Genomic DNA, 18,220 nt, shown 5'->3' with positions numbered 1-18,220 from the left:
CAGCGGCCGGAGAGGATCTGACTGAAGGTCACGAACAAGAGGGAGACAGCGGAGATGACAACGACCGACAGCGGCGTCCGGGTGAGCGTGCTGGGCCTCGGGGCGATGGGCAGCGCTCTCGCGGGCGCCCTGCTCAAGGCCGGATACCCGACCACGTGCTGGAACCGCTCGCCGGGGAAGGCGGACGGCCTCGTCGCGCGGGGGGCCGAGGCCGCCGGCACGGCGGGTGACGCGGTCCGGGCCGGCCAGGTGGTGATCGCGTGCCTGCTGGACCACGCGTCCGTCCACGAGGTGCTCGACCCGCTCGCCGGCGAACTGGCCGGGCGGACCCTGGTCAATGTGACGACGACGTCACCCGAGCAGTCACGGGAACTGGCCGACTGGGCCGCCCGGGCCGGGATCACCTATCTCGACGGCGGCATCATGGCCGTACCGCACATGATCGGCGGGCCCGGGGCGTCGGTCCTCTACAGCGGGTCGGCCGACGCCTTCCACCAGTACCGGCCGCTGCTCGACCTCTGGGGAACCAGCACCTACCTCGGTGAGGACGCCGGACTGGCGCCCCTGTACGACCTCGCCCTGCTCGCCGCCATGTACGTCATGTTCGCCGGTTTCCTGCACGGCGCCGCCATGGTCGCGCCGGCCGGGGTGACGGCGAGCGCGTTCGCCGCCCTGGCCGCGCCGTGGCTGACCGCCATGACCGGCGGGTTCGAAGGGTTCGGCGCGGTCGTCGACGGCGGGGACTACACCGTGGAGGGGCAGCAGAGCCTCCACTTCTCCAGCCTCGACGACATCCTGGCCGCCAGCTCCGGCCAGGGCGTCAGCACCGAGGTGGTGGACATGGTCCAGCGGCTCATCCAGCGCCAGATCGACGCGGGCCACGGGGACGAGGGCTTCGCCCGCATCATCGAGAGCATCAGGCACCCGGCCTGAGGGGCCGCGGGGACGGGGGGGGCCGCGGGGACGGGGGGGCCGCGGGCCCTCAGGCGGCCCGCCGGGTCCGGGCGAGCAGGACCAGGGACGCCACGGCGGCGAAGGCGCACCAGGTGGAGACGAACTCGGTGCGCCACAGCACGACGCACAGCGCCGCACCGGCCGCGATCACCGCGCCGAGCAGCCGCAGCGTCCGGTCCGCCGCGAGGAGCAGGGCGCCGACGGTGGCCAGGAGGTAGCCGGCGATGAGCAGCGGCGCGTACGGCAGGTCGAGTACGTAGCCGATGGTGCGGCCCCGGATGTCGGCCGTGACGGGCCGGGTGGCGAGGCAGTACGCGAGCGCGGCGGCTGTGAGCGTCCCGGCGACGGCGGGGGCGGCGAGGCGGGCGCGCCGCCCGGGCGGGGTGACGAGCAGGACGCCGAGCGGCACCCACAGCGGCAGCAGCGGCAGGGCGATGACCGCCCAGGCCAGGGTCGCGGGGCCGCTGCCGCCGCCGGCGTTCCAGACGGCCGCCTCGACGATCTGGTGGGCGCCCAGCAGCAGCGGCAGCGCGGCGATCGGCAGTTCGCGCACCTCCCGGGCGCGGGCCACGCAGACGGCGCCGACCGCGGTGATGACGGTGCCCGCCGCGAGATCGGCCGTGGCGCTCCAGCACATGCTGGGTAGCGTACGGGGGCAACCGTTCGGCGGCCGGGAGGAGATCGTCTTGTCAGGGCTTGAGGTGTCGCGGGCGACGCAGCGGGAGTGGTCGCTGGTGCGGGAGTGGGCCGCCGCGGAGGGCTGGAACCCGGGGCTGCGGGACGGGCCGTGCTTCTTCGCGCAGGACCCCGACGGGTTCTTCCTCGGGCGCCTGGCGGACGAGCGGGAGCCGGTGTCGGCCATCTCGGTCGTCAACTACGGCGATACGTACGCGTTCCTGGGCTTCTACCTGGTGCGCCCCGACCGGCGCGGCCTCGGACACGGCCTGGCCACCTGGAACGCGGCGCTGGCGCACGCCGGGGACCGCACGGTCGGCCTGGACGGGGTACCCGCGCAGCAGGACAACTACCGCCGCTCGGGTTTCGTCCTGGCGCACCGCTCGGCGCGGTACGCCGGGCCGGTGGCGGGAGGGGCACCGGGTATGGGCCCGGGGGTGGTGCCGGCCGCCGAGGTGGGGTTCGCCGCCCTGGCCGCGTACGACGGCGCCTGCTGTCCGGCGGAGCGGCCCCGGTTCCTGGAGCGGTGGCTGGGCGCGCCGGGCCACCGGGCCCTCGCGCGGGTCGTGGACGGCCGGGTGACGGGGTACGGGGTGATCCGCCCGGCCGAGGCGGAGGCCCGGGTCGGGCCGCTGTTCGCCGACACTCCGGACGACGCGGAGGTGCTGCTCGACGCGCTCGTTGCCGCCTCCGGGGCGGACCGGATCGCCGTCGACGTCCCCGAGTCGAACGCGGCGGCGGTGCGGCTGGCGCTGGCGCGGGGCCTGGTGCCGACGTTCGCGACGGCCCGGATGTACACCGGGCCGGTGCGGCCGTTCGCCCAGGAGCGCGTCTTCGGCATCACCACCCTGGAGCTGGGGTGAGTCACCCGTTTCTGCCGTACTGGTCGGCCTGGAGGAGGTACATGCGCCGGTAGCGGGAGCCGGGCAGGTCCATCAGCTCCTGGTGCGAACCCGATTCGACGAGCCGGCCCTCGTGGAGGACGTGGATGACGTCGGCGGACTGGATGCCGGCCATGCGGTGGCTGACCAGGACGACGGTCCGGCCCTCGCCGGTGAGGGCGCGGATGCGGTGGAAGGACTCGATCTCCGCCTCCGGGTCGAGGGCTGAGGTCGGCTCGTCGGCGATGACGAGGGTGGCGTCGCGGTAGCGGAAGCGGGCCTGGCCGACGGTCTGCCACTGGCCGCCGGAGAGTTCGGAGCCGTGCCGGAACTGGCGGGCGAGCAGGGTGTCGTAGCCGCGCGGCAGGCTGGTGCCGAGCCGGTCGGCGCCGGAGTACGCGGCGGCGCGTTCGACGCGGCCGGGCTCGGGTGCGGAGCCGGGCTGTCCGATGCGGATGTTGGTGTGGAGGGTGAAGGGCCAGCGCTGGAAGTCCTGGTCGAGGACGGCGACATGGCGGAAGACGTCCAGCCGGTCCGCCTCGGAGAGGTCGGTGTCGCCCCACAGGACACGGCCGTCGCCCGGCCGGTGGAGACCGGCGAGGATCTTGACGAGGGTGGACTTGCCCGAGCCGTTCGCACCGACCAGCGCGACGACGGAACCGGCGGCGATGGTCAGGGACACACCGCGCAGCGCGGGCTCGTCGCGGTCGGGGTAGCGGAAGGTGACGTTCTCGAAGGTGATCTTCTCGGGGAAGTCCGGGACGGGGGTGCCGCCGGCGGGGATGGCGCGGATCTCGGCCGCCGCCGTGAAGCGGTCGAGGTCGCGCACGTAGAGGGACTCCTCGTGCAGGTTGTTGATGTGCGTGATCAGCGCGCTGAGGCTGGCGGACCCGGTGCGTACGGCGAGGGCGGCGGTGCCCGCCATGGCGATGTCCATGCTGCCGGTGACCAGCAGGACGCCGAGGGCGGCGTACGTGAGGAGGGCGGCGGCGCCGGAGAACGCGGCGGCCAGCAGCTCGGTGGCGGCGCGTCCGTCGGCGAGGCGGGTCTGTTCGGCCTCGGAGGTCTCGGCCATGTCGTGGAACTTGTCGAGGAGGTAGCGGCCGACCTGGTGGACGCGGACCTCCTGGGCCGATTCCCGGCTGGTGATGAGGTTGTTGACGAGCCGGGCGGCCCGTTCGTGCTCGATCCAGCTCATGCGGGAGGCGTAGCGGCGCTGCGCCACATGCATGGCGCCCCAGCCGCGCGGAAGGGCGATCAGCACCAGCAGCGGCAGGAGCGCCGGGTGCAGCACGGTGAGGACACCGGCCGCGGCGACGATGGTGAAGACGCCGTTGAGCGCGCCGACGCAGGCGCCGATCATGTTGCGGGCGGCCACGGCGCCGAACTGGGCGGAGTCCAGGAGCTTGCGGAAGGCGCCGTCCTCGATGGCCTCGAGTTCCACGCCCGCCGCCCGGTGGAGGTACTTCTCGGTGGCGAGGCGTTCCACCTTCGGTTCCAGGCGGCCGGTGCCGGCGGTGGACAGGGAGGCGAGCACGGCGTTGACGACGGCGAGCCCGCCGGCGGCGACGAGCGCGGGCAGGGCGGCACGCAGGCGGTCGGCGGTGGTGCCGGCGGCGAAGAGGGCGTGCAGGACCTGGTTCGTCAGCAGCAGGCCCACGGCCTGGGCGATGCCCTGGCCGATCTCGGCGACGCCGACGGTGAGCAGTGCGCGCCGGTCGGACTCCCGGGCGAGGCGCAGGGTGCCGCCGACGAGGTGGGGCAGGGCGCGTACGGCGGCGAGGGGCTTCAGGTCGAGCAGGGCGTACTCGTGCTTGACCCAGCCGACGTCGTAGCGCAGGGCGCCGCCGAAGAGTTCGCGTTCGCTGTCGGAGACGGGCGGCTCGGTCCTCCAGGTCCGCCGGAACAGCTTGTTCGCACGCACGATCCCCACCCCCGCCGGCCGCGGCGCCATTGCCGTCGCAGCAACCGCTCCCCCACCGCCAACCGGGTGAAACGTCACCCCCGGGGACGGGCGTGTCGCCACCCCCACCCGTCCGATGATCCTATTTTTCCGCTATGCGACTGACTGGACGTGCCCTGGCTCCGGCGGTGATCCCCGCCGTGGTGTGCGGGCTGTGCGCGGCCGGCCCCCACCCGGCCGGAGCGGCGACCGGACCGGCGGCCGGACCCGCGGTCGCGGCGGCGCACCCGGCGGCGCACCGGGCACCGCCCCTGACCGGCGACCCGGCGGCGGGCGGCCTCGCGGCCGGCAACCCGATGGCCGCGAACCACAGCTTCGGGGTCGTGACACGGCGCGACGCGCTGCTGGCCGGCACCGGGGCCGGGAGCGCCGTCGCCGTGGGCGGCGACCTGTCCATCGGCTCGCGGTACACCGTGACGACGCCCGCCACGGGCGGCTTCGTGGCCCCCGGCGACGCCCGGCCCACCGCGCTCCTGGTCGACGGCGCCGTCGACCTCGCCTCCAGTGCCGCCGACGGGGTCCTGCGGGTGGCCGGCGACGGCTATGTCAAGGTCGGCGACCCGGCCGGCAGTGCCACCCGGGCCACCGGCATGGACGGCTCGCCCGTGAAGACCCGAGTGGTGGCCGCCGGGGCCGGCTACGACACGGCGCCGCGCGTCGAGCTGACCACCGCGCAGCCGTCCTCGTCGGTCGCCCCCGCGCGGGGCCTCGTCGACTTCGGCACCCTGTTCGCGGGCCACCGTCGGCGCGCCGACGCCCTCGCCCGGTGCCCCGGCACGGTACGGCCTGCCGATCCGTCCGGACCGGGCGCCACGGCACGGATCCGGCTGGCCGACGCGCGTACGAACGTGCTGCGGCTGACCGGCACGCGGCTCGTGGACCTCCGGACGCTGGACTTCGGGAACCGGCCGACCGCGACGCGGCCGCTCGTGATCGTGGTCGACACGACCGCGGAGAACGGCGAGCTGTCCTGGCGCACGCCCGCCATGACCGGTGTCACCGCCGCGGACGCGCCGTACATCCTGTGGGCCTTCGCCGACGCCACGGACCTGACGCTCACGGCGGGCGGCGCCACCCTGCGGGGATCCCTCTACGCGCCACGGGCGGACCTCACCGACCGGAACCCGGCCAACATCGAGGGCGACGTCGTGGTCCGCTCACTGAAGGCCGACCCCCACGCGGGCGCCCTCCACCACGCCCCGTTCGCGGCGGAACCGCGCTGCGGCACGCGCCCGGCGCCGCGCCCCGCGCCCTTGCCGGACGCGGGCCCTGCTGGGGCGGCCGAACCGGCACGGGCACCCGAGGCCGGGCTGCGGCACGCACCGGGCCCCGAGGCCGAACCGCCCAAGGCGTCCGAAGGCGAACCGCCATCAGCCCCGGAGGCCGCGGACCCCGAGGCCGCGGACCCCGAGGCCGGACCCGCCGCCCCGGACCCCGTCGTACCGCCGGCCGTCACCGAAGCCCGCCCGGCCCCCGACGCCCCGGCCCCCGGGACTCCCGACGCCCCCGCGGCCCCCGCGGCCCCCGCCGCGCCGTCCGTCACCGATCCCTCCCCCGACGCGGCCACCGGGATGGCGGAGACCGGGTCCCGCGCCCGCCTCTGGCTCCTGGGCGCCGGCGCCGCGCTGCTCGTCGCCACCGGGACCGTCCTCACCAGGGCGTCCCGCCGCCACCGCCAGGACCCCGGCGAGTGAGCCGGGGGCGACGGGACGGCCGGGCCGGGTGGCGCCGCCGTACCACCCGGTCATCCGCGCGTACCGGCGAACGAGCCATAAAGGCGGGGGCCCCGGGTACCCGAACCGCCTCCCACAGGGCCGACGAGGAGGGCTGAGCACCCGTGAGGAACCAACCGCAAGACGCCACCCAGCCCGGCGGGCTCCCCGAGCCGCCGAGGGGCGCGGCCGAGCGCACCGGACCCGCCGGGCCGACCGGGACCACCGGATTGCGGCTGGCCGGAGGCAGAGCCGTGGAGGGCGAGCCCGACGGCGCGCTCCTCGGTGCGCCCTCGGGCGGCGGTTCGCCGGCCGGCGGCACCGGCGGAACCGAGGGCGCCGGAGGCCCCGGCACCCCGGGCGGAGACGCCGGGACCGGCGGGAACCCCGGCAGCAGCCATCCTCCGGACCGTACACAGGCCATCCTGGAGGCCACCAAGCAGGTGGCGGCGCTGCTGAAGAGCGCCGGGCTCCCCTTCGCCCTGGCGGGCAGCGTTGCGGCGTACGCGCACGGGGTGCCGCAGAGCCTCCAGCACGACACCGACTTCGCCATCCTGCGCGAGGACGCCGCGGCGGTCACCGAGGCCCTGGAGGCCGCCGGGATCCCGGTGCGGGTGCCGCCGGAGGACTGGCTGATCAAGGCGCGGAGCCACGGCGAGGAGATCGACCTGATCTTCGAGCTCGCCCGGCACCCGGTGACGCACGAGCTGCTGGACCGGGCGCACACCCTGCCGGTGGACTCGGTGCGGATGCCGGTGCTGGCACCGACCGACCTGGTGGGCAGTCTGCTGGCCGCCTTCTCCGAGCACCACTGCGACTTCGGTGCGGTCCTCCCGATCGCGCGCACGCTGCGGGAGAAGATCGACTGGGAGCTGCTGCGCCGGGAGAGCGAGGGCTCTCCCATGCCTGAGGCGTTCCTCTATCTGCTGGAGCGCCTGAACGTGATCGAGCCACCGGAGGCCACGCCATGAGCGCCGCCGACACCGCCGAGTACCGCATCGCCCACCTGCGGGACCGGCTGGCATCCGAGGACATCGCCGAGCTGGGCATCCGCATCGAGCAGCGGGGCGCGGGCATCGTGCTGTACGGCACGGTCGCCAGCGCCGACTGCCGGGCCGAGATCCTGCGCATCGCGCGGGAGGAGCTGGCCGGGCTGCCCCTGCACGAGGACCTGGTCGTCGTACGCGCGGACGCCCCCGACCACCCCGAGGAGCTGTCGTGATCCGAGTAGCGGCGGTCGGTGACATCCATCTGGGCCCGGCGAGCGCGGGCACCCTGCGACCGGCCTTCGAGAAGATCCACGAGCAGGCGGACCTGCTGCTGCTCGCCGGCGACCTCACCCGCCACGGCACGGCCGAGGAGGGCGAGGTCGTGGCCCGGGAGGTGGCCGGGCTGGGGGTGCCGGTCGTCGCCGTGCTGGGCAACCACGACTACCAGAGCGACCAGGAGGCGGAGGTGACGGCCGCGCTGGACCGGGCGGGCGTCACCGTGCTGGAGGGCGAGGGCACGGTGGTGAACGTCGGCGGCGTGCGGGTCGGCGTCGCCGGGACCAAGGGGTTCGGCGGTGGTTTCGCCGGACGCAGCGGCGGTGAGTTCGGCGAGCCGGAGATGAAGGACTTCATCCGCTACACCCGGCGCTGCGCGGAGGGGCTGCGGAAGTCCCTGACCATGCTGAGCGACGCCGACTGCGCCGTACGGATCGCGCTGACGCACTACGCGCCGGTGCCGGACACGCTCGCGGGCGAGCCGCTGGAGATCTATCCGTTCCTGGGCAGCTACCTGCTGGCCGAGGCGATCGACGAGGGCGGAGCCGACCTGGCCGTGCACGGTCACGCGCACATGGGCACGGAGCACGGGATGACCGGCGACGGGGTGCGGGTGCGCAACGTGGCCCAGCCGGTGATCGGCCGCGCGTTCGCCGTGTACCACCTGCCCGTGCACGCCGGTGACGGCGGCGGCGACGGTGACGTGACGGCGGGGGCCGACAGGGTGGCGGCCCACTAAGCGAATAAGGGGCATACTGCGACATAGAGGACACACCACGACGCATCCCCCACCACAGCAACAGAGGAGCCGAGGATCGTGACCGACGTTTCGAGCCGGGGTCCCGCACCCGGCGACGACCGGAAGGTACTCACCAACCGGCAGGGCCACCCTGTCTACGACAACCAGAACCAGCGCACCGTCGGCGCCCGGGGCCCGGCGACGCTGGAGAACTACCAGTTCCTGGAGAAGATCAGCCACTTCGACCGGGAGCGCATCCCCGAGCGCGTCGTCCACGCCCGCGGGGTGACGGCCTACGGCTACTTCGAGGCGTACGGCGCGTGGGGCGACGAACCGATCAGCCGCTACACCCGCGCCAAGATCTTCCAGGAGCGGGGCAAGCGCACCGACCTGGCCGTGCGGTTCTCCACCGTGATCGGAGGCCGTGACTCCTCCGAGGCGGCCCGCGACCCGCGCGGTTTCGCGGTGAAGTTCTACACCGAGGACGGCAACTGGGACCTCGTCGGGAACAACCTGGGCGTCTTCTTCATCCGGGACGCGATCAAGTTCCCCGACGTGATCCACGCGCTCAAACCGAACCCGGTCACCTTCGAGCAGCAGCCGCGCCGGATCTTCGACTTCATGTCGCAGACGCCGGAGTCGATGCACATGCTGGTCAACCTGTTCAGCCCGCGCGGCATCCCGGCCGACTACCGCCACATGCAGGGATTCGGCGTCAACACCTACAAGTGGGTGAACGCCGAGGGCAACACGGTGCTGGTCAAGTACCACTGGATGCCCAAGCAGGGCGTGCGCAGCATGACCGAGGAGGACGCGGCGAACGTCCAGGCCGAGGGCCTGGGGCACGCCACGAAGGACCTGTACGAGGCGGTGGAGCGCGGCGACCACCCCGAGTGGGAGCTGCTGGTCCAGATGATGGAGGACCACGACCACCCGGAGCTGGACTTCGACCCGCTGGACGACACCAAGACCTGGCCGGAGCAGGACTTCCCGCCGAAGGCGGTCGGCCGGATGGTGCTGGACCGGATGCCGGAGAACTTCTTCGCCGAGAACGAGCAGATCTCCTTCGGCACCGGTGTGCTGGTGGACGGCCTGGACTTCTCGGACGACAAGATGCTGGTCGGCCGGACCTTCTCGTACAGCGACACCCAGCGCTACCGGGTGGGCCCGAACTACCTCCAGCTCCCGGTCAACCAGGCCAAGAACGCGGACGTGCGCACCAACCAGCGCGACGGGCTGATGACGTATCAGGTGGACGGTCAGGGTGAGAACCCGGACGTCAACTACGAGCCGTCGATCCGGGGCGGGCTGCGCGAGGGCCAGTACCCCACGCACGACGAGCAGGGCCCGGAGGTCCGGGGCCGGCTCACCCGCAAGCGCATCCCGCGCACCAACGACTACATGCAGGCCGGCCAGCGCTACCTGCTGATGGAGCAGTGGGAGCGGGACGACCTGGTGAACAACTTCGTCACCCTGCTGGGGCAGTGCGACCGGCCGGTGCAGGAGCGGATGGTCTGGCACTTCCTGCTGGTCGAGAACGAGCTGGGCCTGCGCGTCGGCGAGGGCCTCGGCATCGCCCCGCGCGACGTGGCCCACCTCGAACCCCTGGCGAGCCAGGACCTCACCGAGGAGGACCGCAAGCGGCTGGACAACCTCGGCGAGAACCCGCCACGGGACGTCGAGGGGCTGACGATGACCCACTGCGTGCCCAACGAACGGCACGTCGTGAACCGCTGACACCCCCCTCCCACCCCGAGGGCCCCGCCGACCCGGCGGGGCCCTCGGCCGTGCCGCTACGGGCGGGGGGACAGAATTTCCAGTGCTCCGCTCTCCGTGTCGTAGCTGCGCAGGGTGACGAGCCGGGCGAGGAGCGGGGGTTCCGGCAGCAGCTCGGCGATCCGCCGGCCGGCGAACGCGCCGGCGCGGCGCGTCCGGCCGAGCGTGACGTGCGGGCGCCAGCGTCCCGGCTCGTGGAGGGGGTTGCGGGAGTCGGGCGGGCCGTCGGAGGCGACCGCCTGCCACACCTGCCGGTGCAGGGCGGTCAGCGCAGCGTCGGGCTCCAGCGCCCACGCCAGCACCGAGACGGGCCTCTCGAAGCGGATCACGCCGCTGAACCGCACGGGCAGCGGCAGGGCGGCGGCCACCGCGGCGAGCTCCCAGCGGATCGGGGCGGTCAGCTCGGGGCAGGTGGCGAGGGTCAGGTGCGGACTGTTGGTCGGGCTGCGGTGACGCGCCTGGCTGGGCAGCCCCGCGTCCGCGAGCCGCCGCCATGCCTCCCGGACCACCAGGTCCGCCGCCTCGTCCAGCAGGAGTTCGACCGTACGCATCGCCGCAGCCTACGGGGCGCCGCCCGCCGTCACACGACACACGGCGTCGTGGCCGGTCAGGGGCGGCGCCAGGTGTCGCTATCGAGGTGGGAGCCGGCCATCGGGCCCATGCGGAGCATGCCGCCGTCCACGGCCCAGGACGCGCCGGTGACGTACGAGGCGTCCTCGCTCGCCAGGAACGCGATGACGGCCGCGACCTCGCGGGCGTCGCCCGGCCGTCCCAGGGGCACGCCGGGGCGGGTCTGCCGGCGTACGTCCTCGTCGTCCTGGCCCGTCATCGGGGTGGCGATCTCACCGGGCGCGACGGCGTTGACGGTGATGCCGTACTCGGCCAGTTCCAGCGCCATGACCTGGGTCAGCAGCCCGAGACCGCCCTTGGCCGCGCAGTAGGGGGCGGCTCCGACGCGCGGCTGGTGCTCGTGCACCGACGTCACGTTGACGATCCGTCCGCCGTCGCCCTGTTCGATCATGCGGCGCGCCGCGGCCTGCGAGCAGAGGAACGGGCCCATCAGGTCGACGTCGAGCACGTCCCGCACGGTGTCGTACGTGATGTCCAGGAAGGGCGTCGCCGTGCCGGTGCCGGCGTTGTTCACCAGGACGTCGAGGCGCCCCAGTTCGCGGGCGAGGTCGTCGACGACTCCGGCGGCCCCGGGCAGCCGGGTCAGGTCCAGGTGCGCGACGGCGGCGCGGCGCCCGTGGCCGCGCACCTCCTCGGCGGTCCGCCGGGCTCCCTCCTCGTCGGTGTGCCAGGTGATGCCGACGTCCATGCCCGCGGCGGCGAGCCGGACCGCGGTCGCGCGGCCGATGCCGGAGTCGGATCCGGTGACGATCGCGACGGGGGTGCCCCGGTGCGCGGGCGGGTTCATCGTGCCTCCTCGGCGGGCGGATCGGGACGGGGGGCGTGCCCTGGGCCGTACCACCCGTACCACGTCACGGGTGAGGCAAAACGGCGTACGAGGGGTTCCTGTGGCTGGAGTGTGGTGAGTGGCTCATGATCGGGCACGTGAAGGGGATGCCGGACGTATCAGCACCCGTGATCAAACTGGTGCGGCGGACCACCGAACCCGTCGCGGCCCAGACGCTGCGCTCCACCGCCGCCGCCGTCATCTCCTATGTCGTGGCCCTGACGGTCCTGCCCGCGCAACCCGCGCCGCTGACGGCGCCGCTGACCGCGCTCCTGGTCGTCCAGGTCACCCTGTACTCGACGCTCACCACCGGTATCCGGCGCGTCAACTCCGTCGTCGTCGGAGTGCTGATCGCCATCGGCTTCACGGCGCTGGTCGGGCTGACCTGGTGGAGCCTCGGGCTGACGATCTTCACCGCGCTGATCATCGGCCGTTACGTACGGGTCAACGAGTTCGTGCCCGAGGTGGCGATCAGCGCCATGCTCGTCCTCGGTGTCTCCCAGGCGACGTCGGCCGCCTGGCACCGGGTGCTGGAGACGCTGATCGGCGCCGGGGTGGGGCTGCTGTTCAACCTGCTGTTCGCTCCCCCGGTGTGGGTGCAGACGGCCGGGGCGTCCATCGACGGGCTGGCGCGCGGGATGGGCAACATGTTCCGCGACATGGGCGCGGAGATCGCCGAGGGCCACATCCCCTTCCCGCACGCCGCCGCCCGGCTGCACGAGGCGCGCCGGCTGGACCACGACATCGTGGAGGTCGACGCCTCGCTGCGGCAGGCGGAGGAGAGCCTGCGGATGAACCCGCGGGTCCGGGAGGGACTCCTGTCCCGGGTCGTCCTGCGGACCGGACTGGACACGCTGGAGATCTGCGCGGTGGTGCTGCGGGTGCTGACGCGCAGCCTGACCGACCTGGCGAAGTTCCGTACGGAGGAGTCACTGCTCCCGCCGGACGTGTCGGAGGGGCTGCGGGAGCTGTTCGGGCACATGGCGGACGCCATCGAGAGCTTCGCCTCGCTCATCACCACCCAGGTGGCCGCGAACGCCGAGGAGGCCGAGGAGCGGCTGACGGCCGCTCTGGCGGCCAGCCGGGTCACCCGCGACCGGGTGGCCGACCTGCTGCTGGAGGACGTGCAGGAGCATCCCCGGCAGTGGCAGCTGCATGGCGCGCTGCTCGCCGAGATCGACCGCATCCTGGACGAGCTGGACCTCGACAAGCGCAGCGAGCGCCTCATGCAGGAACTGGACCGCCGCTCGGCGGAACTGAGCGAGCGCCACCCGAGGCTCGCGGCGCTGCGCCGCCGGCTGCGCGACGAGGACGGCGCCGAACGCCGCCCCGGCGTGGAGACCTGACCCGTCCTTTCTCTCGTACCCACGTGCCCGCCCGGCGCATCGGGCGCCCGGGACGTGGAACACGTGCGAGTGTCCGCAACCCCGACGGAGGAGGCCCTCGTGCCGCAGGACGCGCAGCTCGTGTACGACCGGATCAGGCAGGAGGTCGGCGCGCGCGCCGGGCGGCTGTGGGACGTGAGTCTCGCGCTGCACCGCGCGCCGGAGACGGCGTTCGAGGAGCGGGAGGCGGCGCGGCTGCTCTCCGGGGAGCTGGAGCGGGAGGGCTTCGGCGTGGAGCGGGGCGTGGCGGGTCTGCCGACCGCGTTCACCGGCCGCGCCGGGAACGGCGACGGGCCGTGCGTGGCCCTGCTGATGGAGTACGACGCGCTGCCGCGGCTGGGCCACGCGTGCGGGCACAACCTGATCGCCGCCGCCGGGCTGGGCGCGGCGCTCGCGGTGCGCGGAGCGCTCGGTGAGGTGCCGGGCTCGCTGCTGGCGGTCGGTACTCCGGCGGAGGAGCGCGGCGGCGGCAAGGTGGTGCAGGTGGACGCGGGCCTGTTCGAAGGGGTGGACGCGGCGCTGATGTTCCACCCGGGCGTCCACAGCTGGTCGTGGGCGCCGCTGACGGCCAGCGCGCAGATCCGCGTCGCGTTCCACGGGCGGGCCGCGCACCCGACGGGCAACCCCACGGAGGGCGTCGACGCCCTGGGCGCGCTGATCCAGCTGTTCAACACCCTGGGCGTGCTGGACCGGCGGCTGCCGGCCGGTTCGCACGTCCAGGGCATCGTCACGGACGGCGGCCGGGCCACCAACATCGTCCCCGAGTACGCGGAGGGCCTGTTCGGGCTGCGCGGGGCGACGACGGCCGCGCTGGAGGACCTGGTGGAGGAGCTGCGCCGGTGCGCGGAGGGCGTGGCGCTCGCCACCCGGACCCGGGTGGAGGTGACCGGCGTGGGCGGGCGCTACGAGCACTTCCGTGCCAGCGACGTGCTGTCGGAGCTGTTCGCCGGCCATCTGGAGCGGGCGGGTGTCGCGCTGTCGGAGCCGGTGCCGGGCGTGTACCTGGGGTCCTCGGACATCGGCAACGTGAGCACGAGGGTGCCGGCGATCCACCCCTTCGTCGCCATCATGGGCTCGGAGGCGTCGGATCACACGCCGGAGTTCGCCGAGGCGGCGGCGGGGCCGGAGGGGCGCCGGGTGATGCTGGCGGCGGCGGAGGCGCTGGCCTGCACGGCGGCCGATGTGCTGCTGCGCCGTGATGTGTCCGAGCGGGCGTGGGCGGGCCACCGGGAGAAGGCCGCGGCGGGCCTGTGAGGCCCCGTCACCGTCGGGCGGGACGAACCGCCTCGCGGTGACCGCCGGGGGCGTGCGGGTGAGCGGCCCCGCACGGCGGGCCGCGCCAATGACCGGCCCTCCGGTCCCTCGGCCCGTCAGTCCTCGACGCTCACCCGGATCGTCTTGACCTGGGTGTCGGCCGCGTCGGGGACGACCATGCCGGCCTCGACGCCGCTGCGGAGGTAGTGCAGGACCGCCGAGTTGAGCCTCTCCCCCGGCAGGGCGGCGGGGATGCCGGGCGGGTAGGGGGTGAGCATCTCGGCGGTGACACGGCCTGCGGCCTCCTCCCACGGCACCTGCTCGACCCGCCCGAAGAACGCGTCGCGCGGCAGCACGACCTGCTCCAGGCGCAGGTCGGCCGGGTCGGGGATCCCGACGGGGGTGGCCGGGCGCAGTTCGCCCGCGTGGGCGGCGGCGTCGCGCAGCGCGGTGATCAGCACGTCGGCGGTGCGCTCGTCGTCGGCGTGGGTGAGCTGGGCGCTGGTGCGGCGGTGGTCGGACAGGTGCAGGTTGACGTGATGGTGCTCGCGGATCCAGTCGGCGATCCGGTAGCCGGTCGTACCGAGTCGGGAGATGTCGACGATGACCTGGAGCGGGTCGAGGTCCGCCGCGCGGCCGGGGCCGCAGAAGTCGTCCCGCCCGTGGACGTGCATGCCGTCGATCTCGGCGATGCGGGCCCGTACCGACTTGGCGAGGGCCAGCGCGTCGTCGTACAGGGCGTGGCCGTGCTGGACCATCTGGCGGCGCCAGCCGTCGAGGGCGGCGTAGAGGAGCACGGAGGGGCTGGTGGTGCCCAGCAGGTCCTCGCGGTTCTTGAGGACGTCGGGGTTGATCAGGTCGCCCTGGAGATGGAAGACCGAGCCCTGTTCGAGGCCGGAGCCCATCTTGTGGACGGAGGTGACGCAGACGTCGGCCCCGGCGTCCATGGCCCAGGTCGGCAGCTCGGGGTGGAACGGCAGGTGGGCGCCCCAGGCCTCGTCGACGATGAGCGGCACGCCGTGGTCGTGGCACGTCCGGGCGATGGCGGGCAGGTCCGAGCAGGTGCCGTAGGGCGTGGGCGTGGTGACCAGGGCGCCGCGGGCGTCGGGGTGCTCGGCGAAGGCGGCCCGGAACGCCTCGGCGGACGGCGGGTGGGCGAGGTGGCGTTCGGCGTCCCACTGCGGGTCCACCCAGACGGGCACGATTCCGGCGAGGACCAGCCCGGACACCACCGACTTGTGGGCGTCACGCCCGACGAGGAGCTTCTCGTGCGGTCCGGCGACGGACAGCATCGCCGCCTTGACGGACAGGGAGCTGCCGCAGGTGGAGAAGAACGTGTGCTCCGCCCCCACGGCGTCGGCCATCAGCTCCTGCGCCTTGGCGAGGACGCCCCGGGAGGACATCCGGTCGTCCAGGCCGCTGATGGCGAGCACGTCCGAGCGGAAGACCGCGTCGCCGAGGACGGCGCGTACCCGCGGGTCGGCCCCGAGGCCCTGCTTGTGGCCGGGCGGGGTGAAGGGGGTCTGCTTCTCGGAGTGGTACGCGGCCAGGGCGTCGAGCACGGGTGCCTGTGAATGGTCCATGGCACCCCAGTGCCCGCGCGAACCAGGGAGAAAACGGGACGATCACGGACGGGGGTCGATGCTCTGCCGGCGCGGCCGGGCGCCGTCGCCGCGGCCGGCGACGGAGGCGCAGCGGGGGCGGACCCGCTGGACCCGGTCCGCGGCGCCCCCGGTCTCGGGCAGGACGTCCTGCCGGTCGACGTGCGGGAAGCGGTCGAGGCGGGACCTGCTGAGGGACAGCCGGCAGACGGTCTGGTTCAGGCCGGGTTCCCAGGCGTGGACCTTGCCGGCGGGCAGCCGCCCGTGGCCCTCCTCCTCGTCGGTCCAGCGGCCGGAGGCGGCGACGGCGTAGCGTTCGGGCGGGGCACGGCAGGGTCAGCCCGCGGCGTTGTCGACGCGCGTGCGGACCTGGTCCTCCAGGCGTTGCAGGCTCCGGTCGAGGGCGTCGTTGACGGGCCCGCCGCCCGGGTCGTGGCTCTCGTCGAAGAACGAGAGGTGCACGGTCACCTCGCTGGCGCCGCTGCCGATTCCGGCGACCTGGAGCCATCCGGCGTAACTGCCCTGCTTGCTGGTGCCCCACTCGATGCGCATCTGGTCCTTGCGGGCCCGCAGCAGCGCGGAGGTGTCCTCGTCGGTGCGGTCCTCGTGGACGGTGACGGCGGGCAGGTCCCCGGGGTGGACGTGCAGGGCCTCGGGCAGCCAGGTGTCGAGCCGGCCGACGTCGGCCGCCTGGTCGAAGACGTGCTCCGGCAGTGCCGGCATGGTGCGGGATCGCTCGTACTCGGTCATCGCTCCACCGTTCCTCGTCTCGTCGGCTGTCGCTCTCGGTCTCGCTCTCTGTCGTGCGAGGGGACGAGTGCCCGGTCGGCGGGGACTGAAGCGGGCCGGGGCGCGGCGGGAAAAGGAGAGCCCCGGCTGGACGGGGGAACCAGCCGGGGCAGTGTGTGGCGATCGTGAAGGCGTCTTCACAACCGACTGAATGAACGATAAACCATTGAGTGGCGTTCGATCCAATCGATCGCCGTTCGAGGCTGGGTCACCGGCTTCCAGCCGGGGTCATCGGCTTCCGGCACCCTCCGCCGCCGCCTGGGCGGACAGCGGGGTCGCGATGTCCTCCAGCGACCTGCGCTCGGCGGCGACCGCGAAGAACAGCGCCACCAGGCCGGCCAGCACCATCAGGGAGGCGCCGATGCAGAAGGCGAGCACCGTGTCCCCGACCACACCGCTCTCGGTGAGCTTGGCGAAGATCAGCGGGCCCGAGATGCCGCCCGCGGCCGTGCCGACGGCGTAGAAGAACGCGATGGCCATCGCGCGGGTCTCCATCGGGAAGATCTCGCTCACCGTGAGGTAGGCGGAGCTGGCGCCGGCGGAGGCGAAGAACAGGACCACGCACCAGCTGACGGTCATCGTGGTCGCGGTGAGCCAGCCGTTGGAGAACATCCACGCCGTGACGAAGAGCAGCAGGCCGGACAGGATGTACGTACCGGCGATCATCGGCCGGCGGCCCCAGGTGTCGAACAGCCGGCCGAGCAGCAGCGGCCCGGTGAAGTTGCCGAACGCGATGACCGCGAAGTAGTAGCCGGTCGAGCCGGTGCCGACGTCGAAGAACGTCACCAGGATCGCCCCGAACCCGAAGGTGATGGCGTTGTACAGGAAGGCCTGTCCGATGAAGAGGGCCAGGCCCAGCACCGCCCGCCGCGGGTAGGCGCGGAAGAGCGTACGGGCGATCTGGACGAAGCCGACGCTGTGCCGCTGCTTGATGGTGATCGACCCGGCGGGCTCGGGCAACGGGCGGCCCTTCTCGGCCTCCACCTGCCGCTCGACGTCCGCGACCAGTTCCTCGGCGCCCTCCTCGCGGCCGTGGATGAACATCCACCGGGGACTCTCCGGGACGTGGCGCCGCACCAGCAGGATGACCAGGCCGAGGACCACGCCGAGGGCGAAGGACACCCGCCAGCCGATGTCCTTGGGCAGGATGTCGGTGTCGAGGAGGACCACGGACAGCAGGGCTCCGCCCATGGCGCCCAGCCAGAAGCTGCCGTTGATGATGAGGTCGACCCGGCCGCGGTACTTGCTGGGGATCAGCTCGTCGATGGCGGAGTTGATGGCCGCGTACTCGCCCCCGATGCCGAAGCCGGTCAGGAAGCGGAAGACGAAGAACCACCAGGACGAGAAGGACAGCGCCGTCAGCGCCGTCGCCGCGAGGTACACCGCCAGGGTGATCAGGAAGAGCTTCTTGCGGCCGTAGCGGTCGGTGAGCCAGCCGAAGAACAGTGCCCCGGAGCACGCGCCGGCGACGTAGAGCGCGGCGGCGATGCCGGTGACCTGGGCGCTGCTGATGTCGAGCCCGCTGCCCTCCTCGGACAGCCGGCCGGCCATGCTGCCGACGATGGTGACCTCGAGGCCGTCCAGGATCCAGACGGTGCCCAGGCCGATGACGATCATCCAGTGCCAGCGCGACCACGGCAGTCTGTCCAGCCGCGCGGGGACCTTGGTGGTGATGGTCCCGTTCGACGCTCGCCCGAGCTCCGGCTCGCTCATGCCCACCTCCGAGGCGTAAACACGGCAAGCGCGTACCCCATGATCAATCCGGTGAAA

The 18,220-nt window shown here is 73.5% G+C and carries 17 protein-coding genes; 9 read left to right on the top strand and 8 right to left on the bottom strand.

All coding sequences use genetic code 11. The features are described from left to right. The first annotated feature begins 54 nt into the window (after positions 1-54). Positions 55-933 (top strand): NAD(P)-dependent oxidoreductase, encoded by an 879-nt coding sequence (locus tag EIZ62_RS30385; RefSeq protein WP_156695864.1) that lies wholly within the window; start codon positions 55-57, stop codon positions 931-933. Between the two features lie 49 nt (positions 934-982). On the opposite strand, the gene EIZ62_RS30380 is transcribed toward EIZ62_RS30385, so the two are convergent. After that, positions 983-1,591: a DUF6629 family protein gene (locus EIZ62_RS30380; RefSeq protein WP_156695863.1), complete on the bottom strand. Its 609-nt coding sequence runs from the start codon at positions 1,589-1,591 to the stop codon at positions 983-985. A gap of 49 nt (positions 1,592-1,640) precedes the next feature. Here EIZ62_RS30380 and EIZ62_RS32070 point away from each other — a divergent pair, with 49 nt between their 5' ends. Further along, positions 1,641-2,492: a GNAT family N-acetyltransferase gene (locus EIZ62_RS32070; protein ID WP_244376045.1), complete on the top strand. Its 852-nt coding sequence runs from the start codon at positions 1,641-1,643 to the stop codon at positions 2,490-2,492. Between the two features lies 1 nt (position 2,493). Here EIZ62_RS32070 and EIZ62_RS30375 read toward each other — a convergent pair whose 3' ends face one another. Further along, positions 2,494-4,434, bottom strand: coding sequence for an ABC transporter ATP-binding protein (locus EIZ62_RS30375; protein ID WP_244376043.1), 1,941 nt, complete (start codon positions 4,432-4,434; stop codon positions 2,494-2,496). A 134-nt stretch (positions 4,435-4,568) separates the two neighbouring features. On the opposite strand from EIZ62_RS30375, the gene EIZ62_RS32795 reads away from it, so the two are divergent. The 5 genes from EIZ62_RS32795 (at position 4,569) to EIZ62_RS30350 (ending at position 9,926) form a co-directional block, all read left to right on the top strand. Continuing rightward, the gene (locus EIZ62_RS32795; RefSeq protein WP_156695862.1) at positions 4,569-6,167 is read left to right on the top strand and encodes a collagen-binding domain-containing protein; all 1,599 of its coding nucleotides are present in this window, start codon (positions 4,569-4,571) and stop codon (positions 6,165-6,167) included. Positions 6,168-6,310: 143 nt separating this feature from the next. Continuing rightward, on the top strand, positions 6,311-7,156 hold the full coding sequence (locus EIZ62_RS30365; protein ID WP_244376041.1) for a nucleotidyltransferase family protein: 846 nt from the start codon (positions 6,311-6,313) through the stop codon (positions 7,154-7,156). Further along, positions 7,153-7,407: a hypothetical protein gene (locus EIZ62_RS30360; RefSeq protein WP_156695861.1), complete on the top strand. Its 255-nt coding sequence runs from the start codon at positions 7,153-7,155 to the stop codon at positions 7,405-7,407. Before EIZ62_RS30365 ends, EIZ62_RS30360 begins: the two co-directional genes overlap by 4 nt. After that, entirely contained in the window at positions 7,404-8,189 is a 786-nt protein-coding gene (locus EIZ62_RS30355; RefSeq protein ID WP_156695860.1) for a metallophosphoesterase family protein, read from the top strand. Before EIZ62_RS30360 ends, EIZ62_RS30355 begins: the two co-directional genes overlap by 4 nt. A gap of 78 nt (positions 8,190-8,267) precedes the next feature. Continuing rightward, positions 8,268-9,926, top strand: coding sequence for a catalase (locus EIZ62_RS30350; RefSeq protein ID WP_156695859.1), 1,659 nt, complete (start codon positions 8,268-8,270; stop codon positions 9,924-9,926). A gap of 56 nt (positions 9,927-9,982) precedes the next feature. Here the strand turns inward: EIZ62_RS30350 and EIZ62_RS30345 are convergent, their stop codons facing one another. Together EIZ62_RS30345 and EIZ62_RS30340 are read right to left on the bottom strand one after the other, a co-directional pair. Further along, positions 9,983-10,516, bottom strand: coding sequence for a 2'-5' RNA ligase family protein (locus EIZ62_RS30345; RefSeq protein WP_156695858.1), 534 nt, complete (start codon positions 10,514-10,516; stop codon positions 9,983-9,985). A 56-nt stretch (positions 10,517-10,572) separates the two neighbouring features. Further along, on the bottom strand, positions 10,573-11,382 hold the full coding sequence (locus EIZ62_RS30340) for an SDR family oxidoreductase (RefSeq protein ID WP_156695857.1): 810 nt from the start codon (positions 11,380-11,382) through the stop codon (positions 10,573-10,575). A 146-nt stretch (positions 11,383-11,528) separates the two neighbouring features. On the opposite strand from EIZ62_RS30340, the gene EIZ62_RS30335 reads away from it, so the two are divergent. Both EIZ62_RS30335 and EIZ62_RS30330 read left to right on the top strand, forming a co-directional pair. Then, on the top strand, positions 11,529-12,767 hold the full coding sequence (locus EIZ62_RS30335) for an FUSC family protein (RefSeq protein WP_156696676.1): 1,239 nt from the start codon (positions 11,529-11,531) through the stop codon (positions 12,765-12,767). 69 nt (positions 12,768-12,836) lie between these two features. Next, entirely contained in the window at positions 12,837-14,060 is a 1,224-nt protein-coding gene (locus tag EIZ62_RS30330) for an amidohydrolase (RefSeq protein WP_425281862.1), read from the top strand. 116 nt (positions 14,061-14,176) lie between these two features. Here EIZ62_RS30330 and EIZ62_RS30325 read toward each other — a convergent pair whose 3' ends face one another. From EIZ62_RS30325 to EIZ62_RS30310, 4 genes are all read right to left on the bottom strand, one after another. Then, positions 14,177-15,643: an aminotransferase class I/II-fold pyridoxal phosphate-dependent enzyme gene (locus EIZ62_RS30325; RefSeq protein ID WP_156695856.1), complete on the bottom strand. Its 1,467-nt coding sequence runs from the start codon at positions 15,641-15,643 to the stop codon at positions 14,177-14,179. Between the two features lie 42 nt (positions 15,644-15,685). Continuing rightward, on the bottom strand, positions 15,686-15,919 hold the full coding sequence (locus EIZ62_RS32630; protein WP_156696674.1) for a hypothetical protein: 234 nt from the start codon (positions 15,917-15,919) through the stop codon (positions 15,686-15,688). A 78-nt stretch (positions 15,920-15,997) separates the two neighbouring features. Then, a complete protein-coding gene (locus EIZ62_RS30315) occupies positions 15,998-16,411 on the bottom strand; it encodes an SRPBCC family protein (protein WP_156695855.1) in 414 nt (137 codons plus the stop codon). A 267-nt stretch (positions 16,412-16,678) separates the two neighbouring features. Next, positions 16,679-18,163 (bottom strand): MFS transporter, encoded by a 1,485-nt coding sequence (locus EIZ62_RS30310; protein WP_156695854.1) that lies wholly within the window; start codon positions 18,161-18,163, stop codon positions 16,679-16,681. Positions 18,164-18,220 lie beyond the last annotated feature (57 nt).

The organism is Streptomyces ficellus (assembly GCF_009739905.1).
Taxonomy (GTDB): Bacteria; Actinomycetota; Actinomycetes; order Streptomycetales; family Streptomycetaceae; genus Streptomyces; species Streptomyces ficellus_A.
Note: the sequence above shows the minus strand (reverse complement) of the source record. Positions and strands in the feature narration are given on the sequence as shown.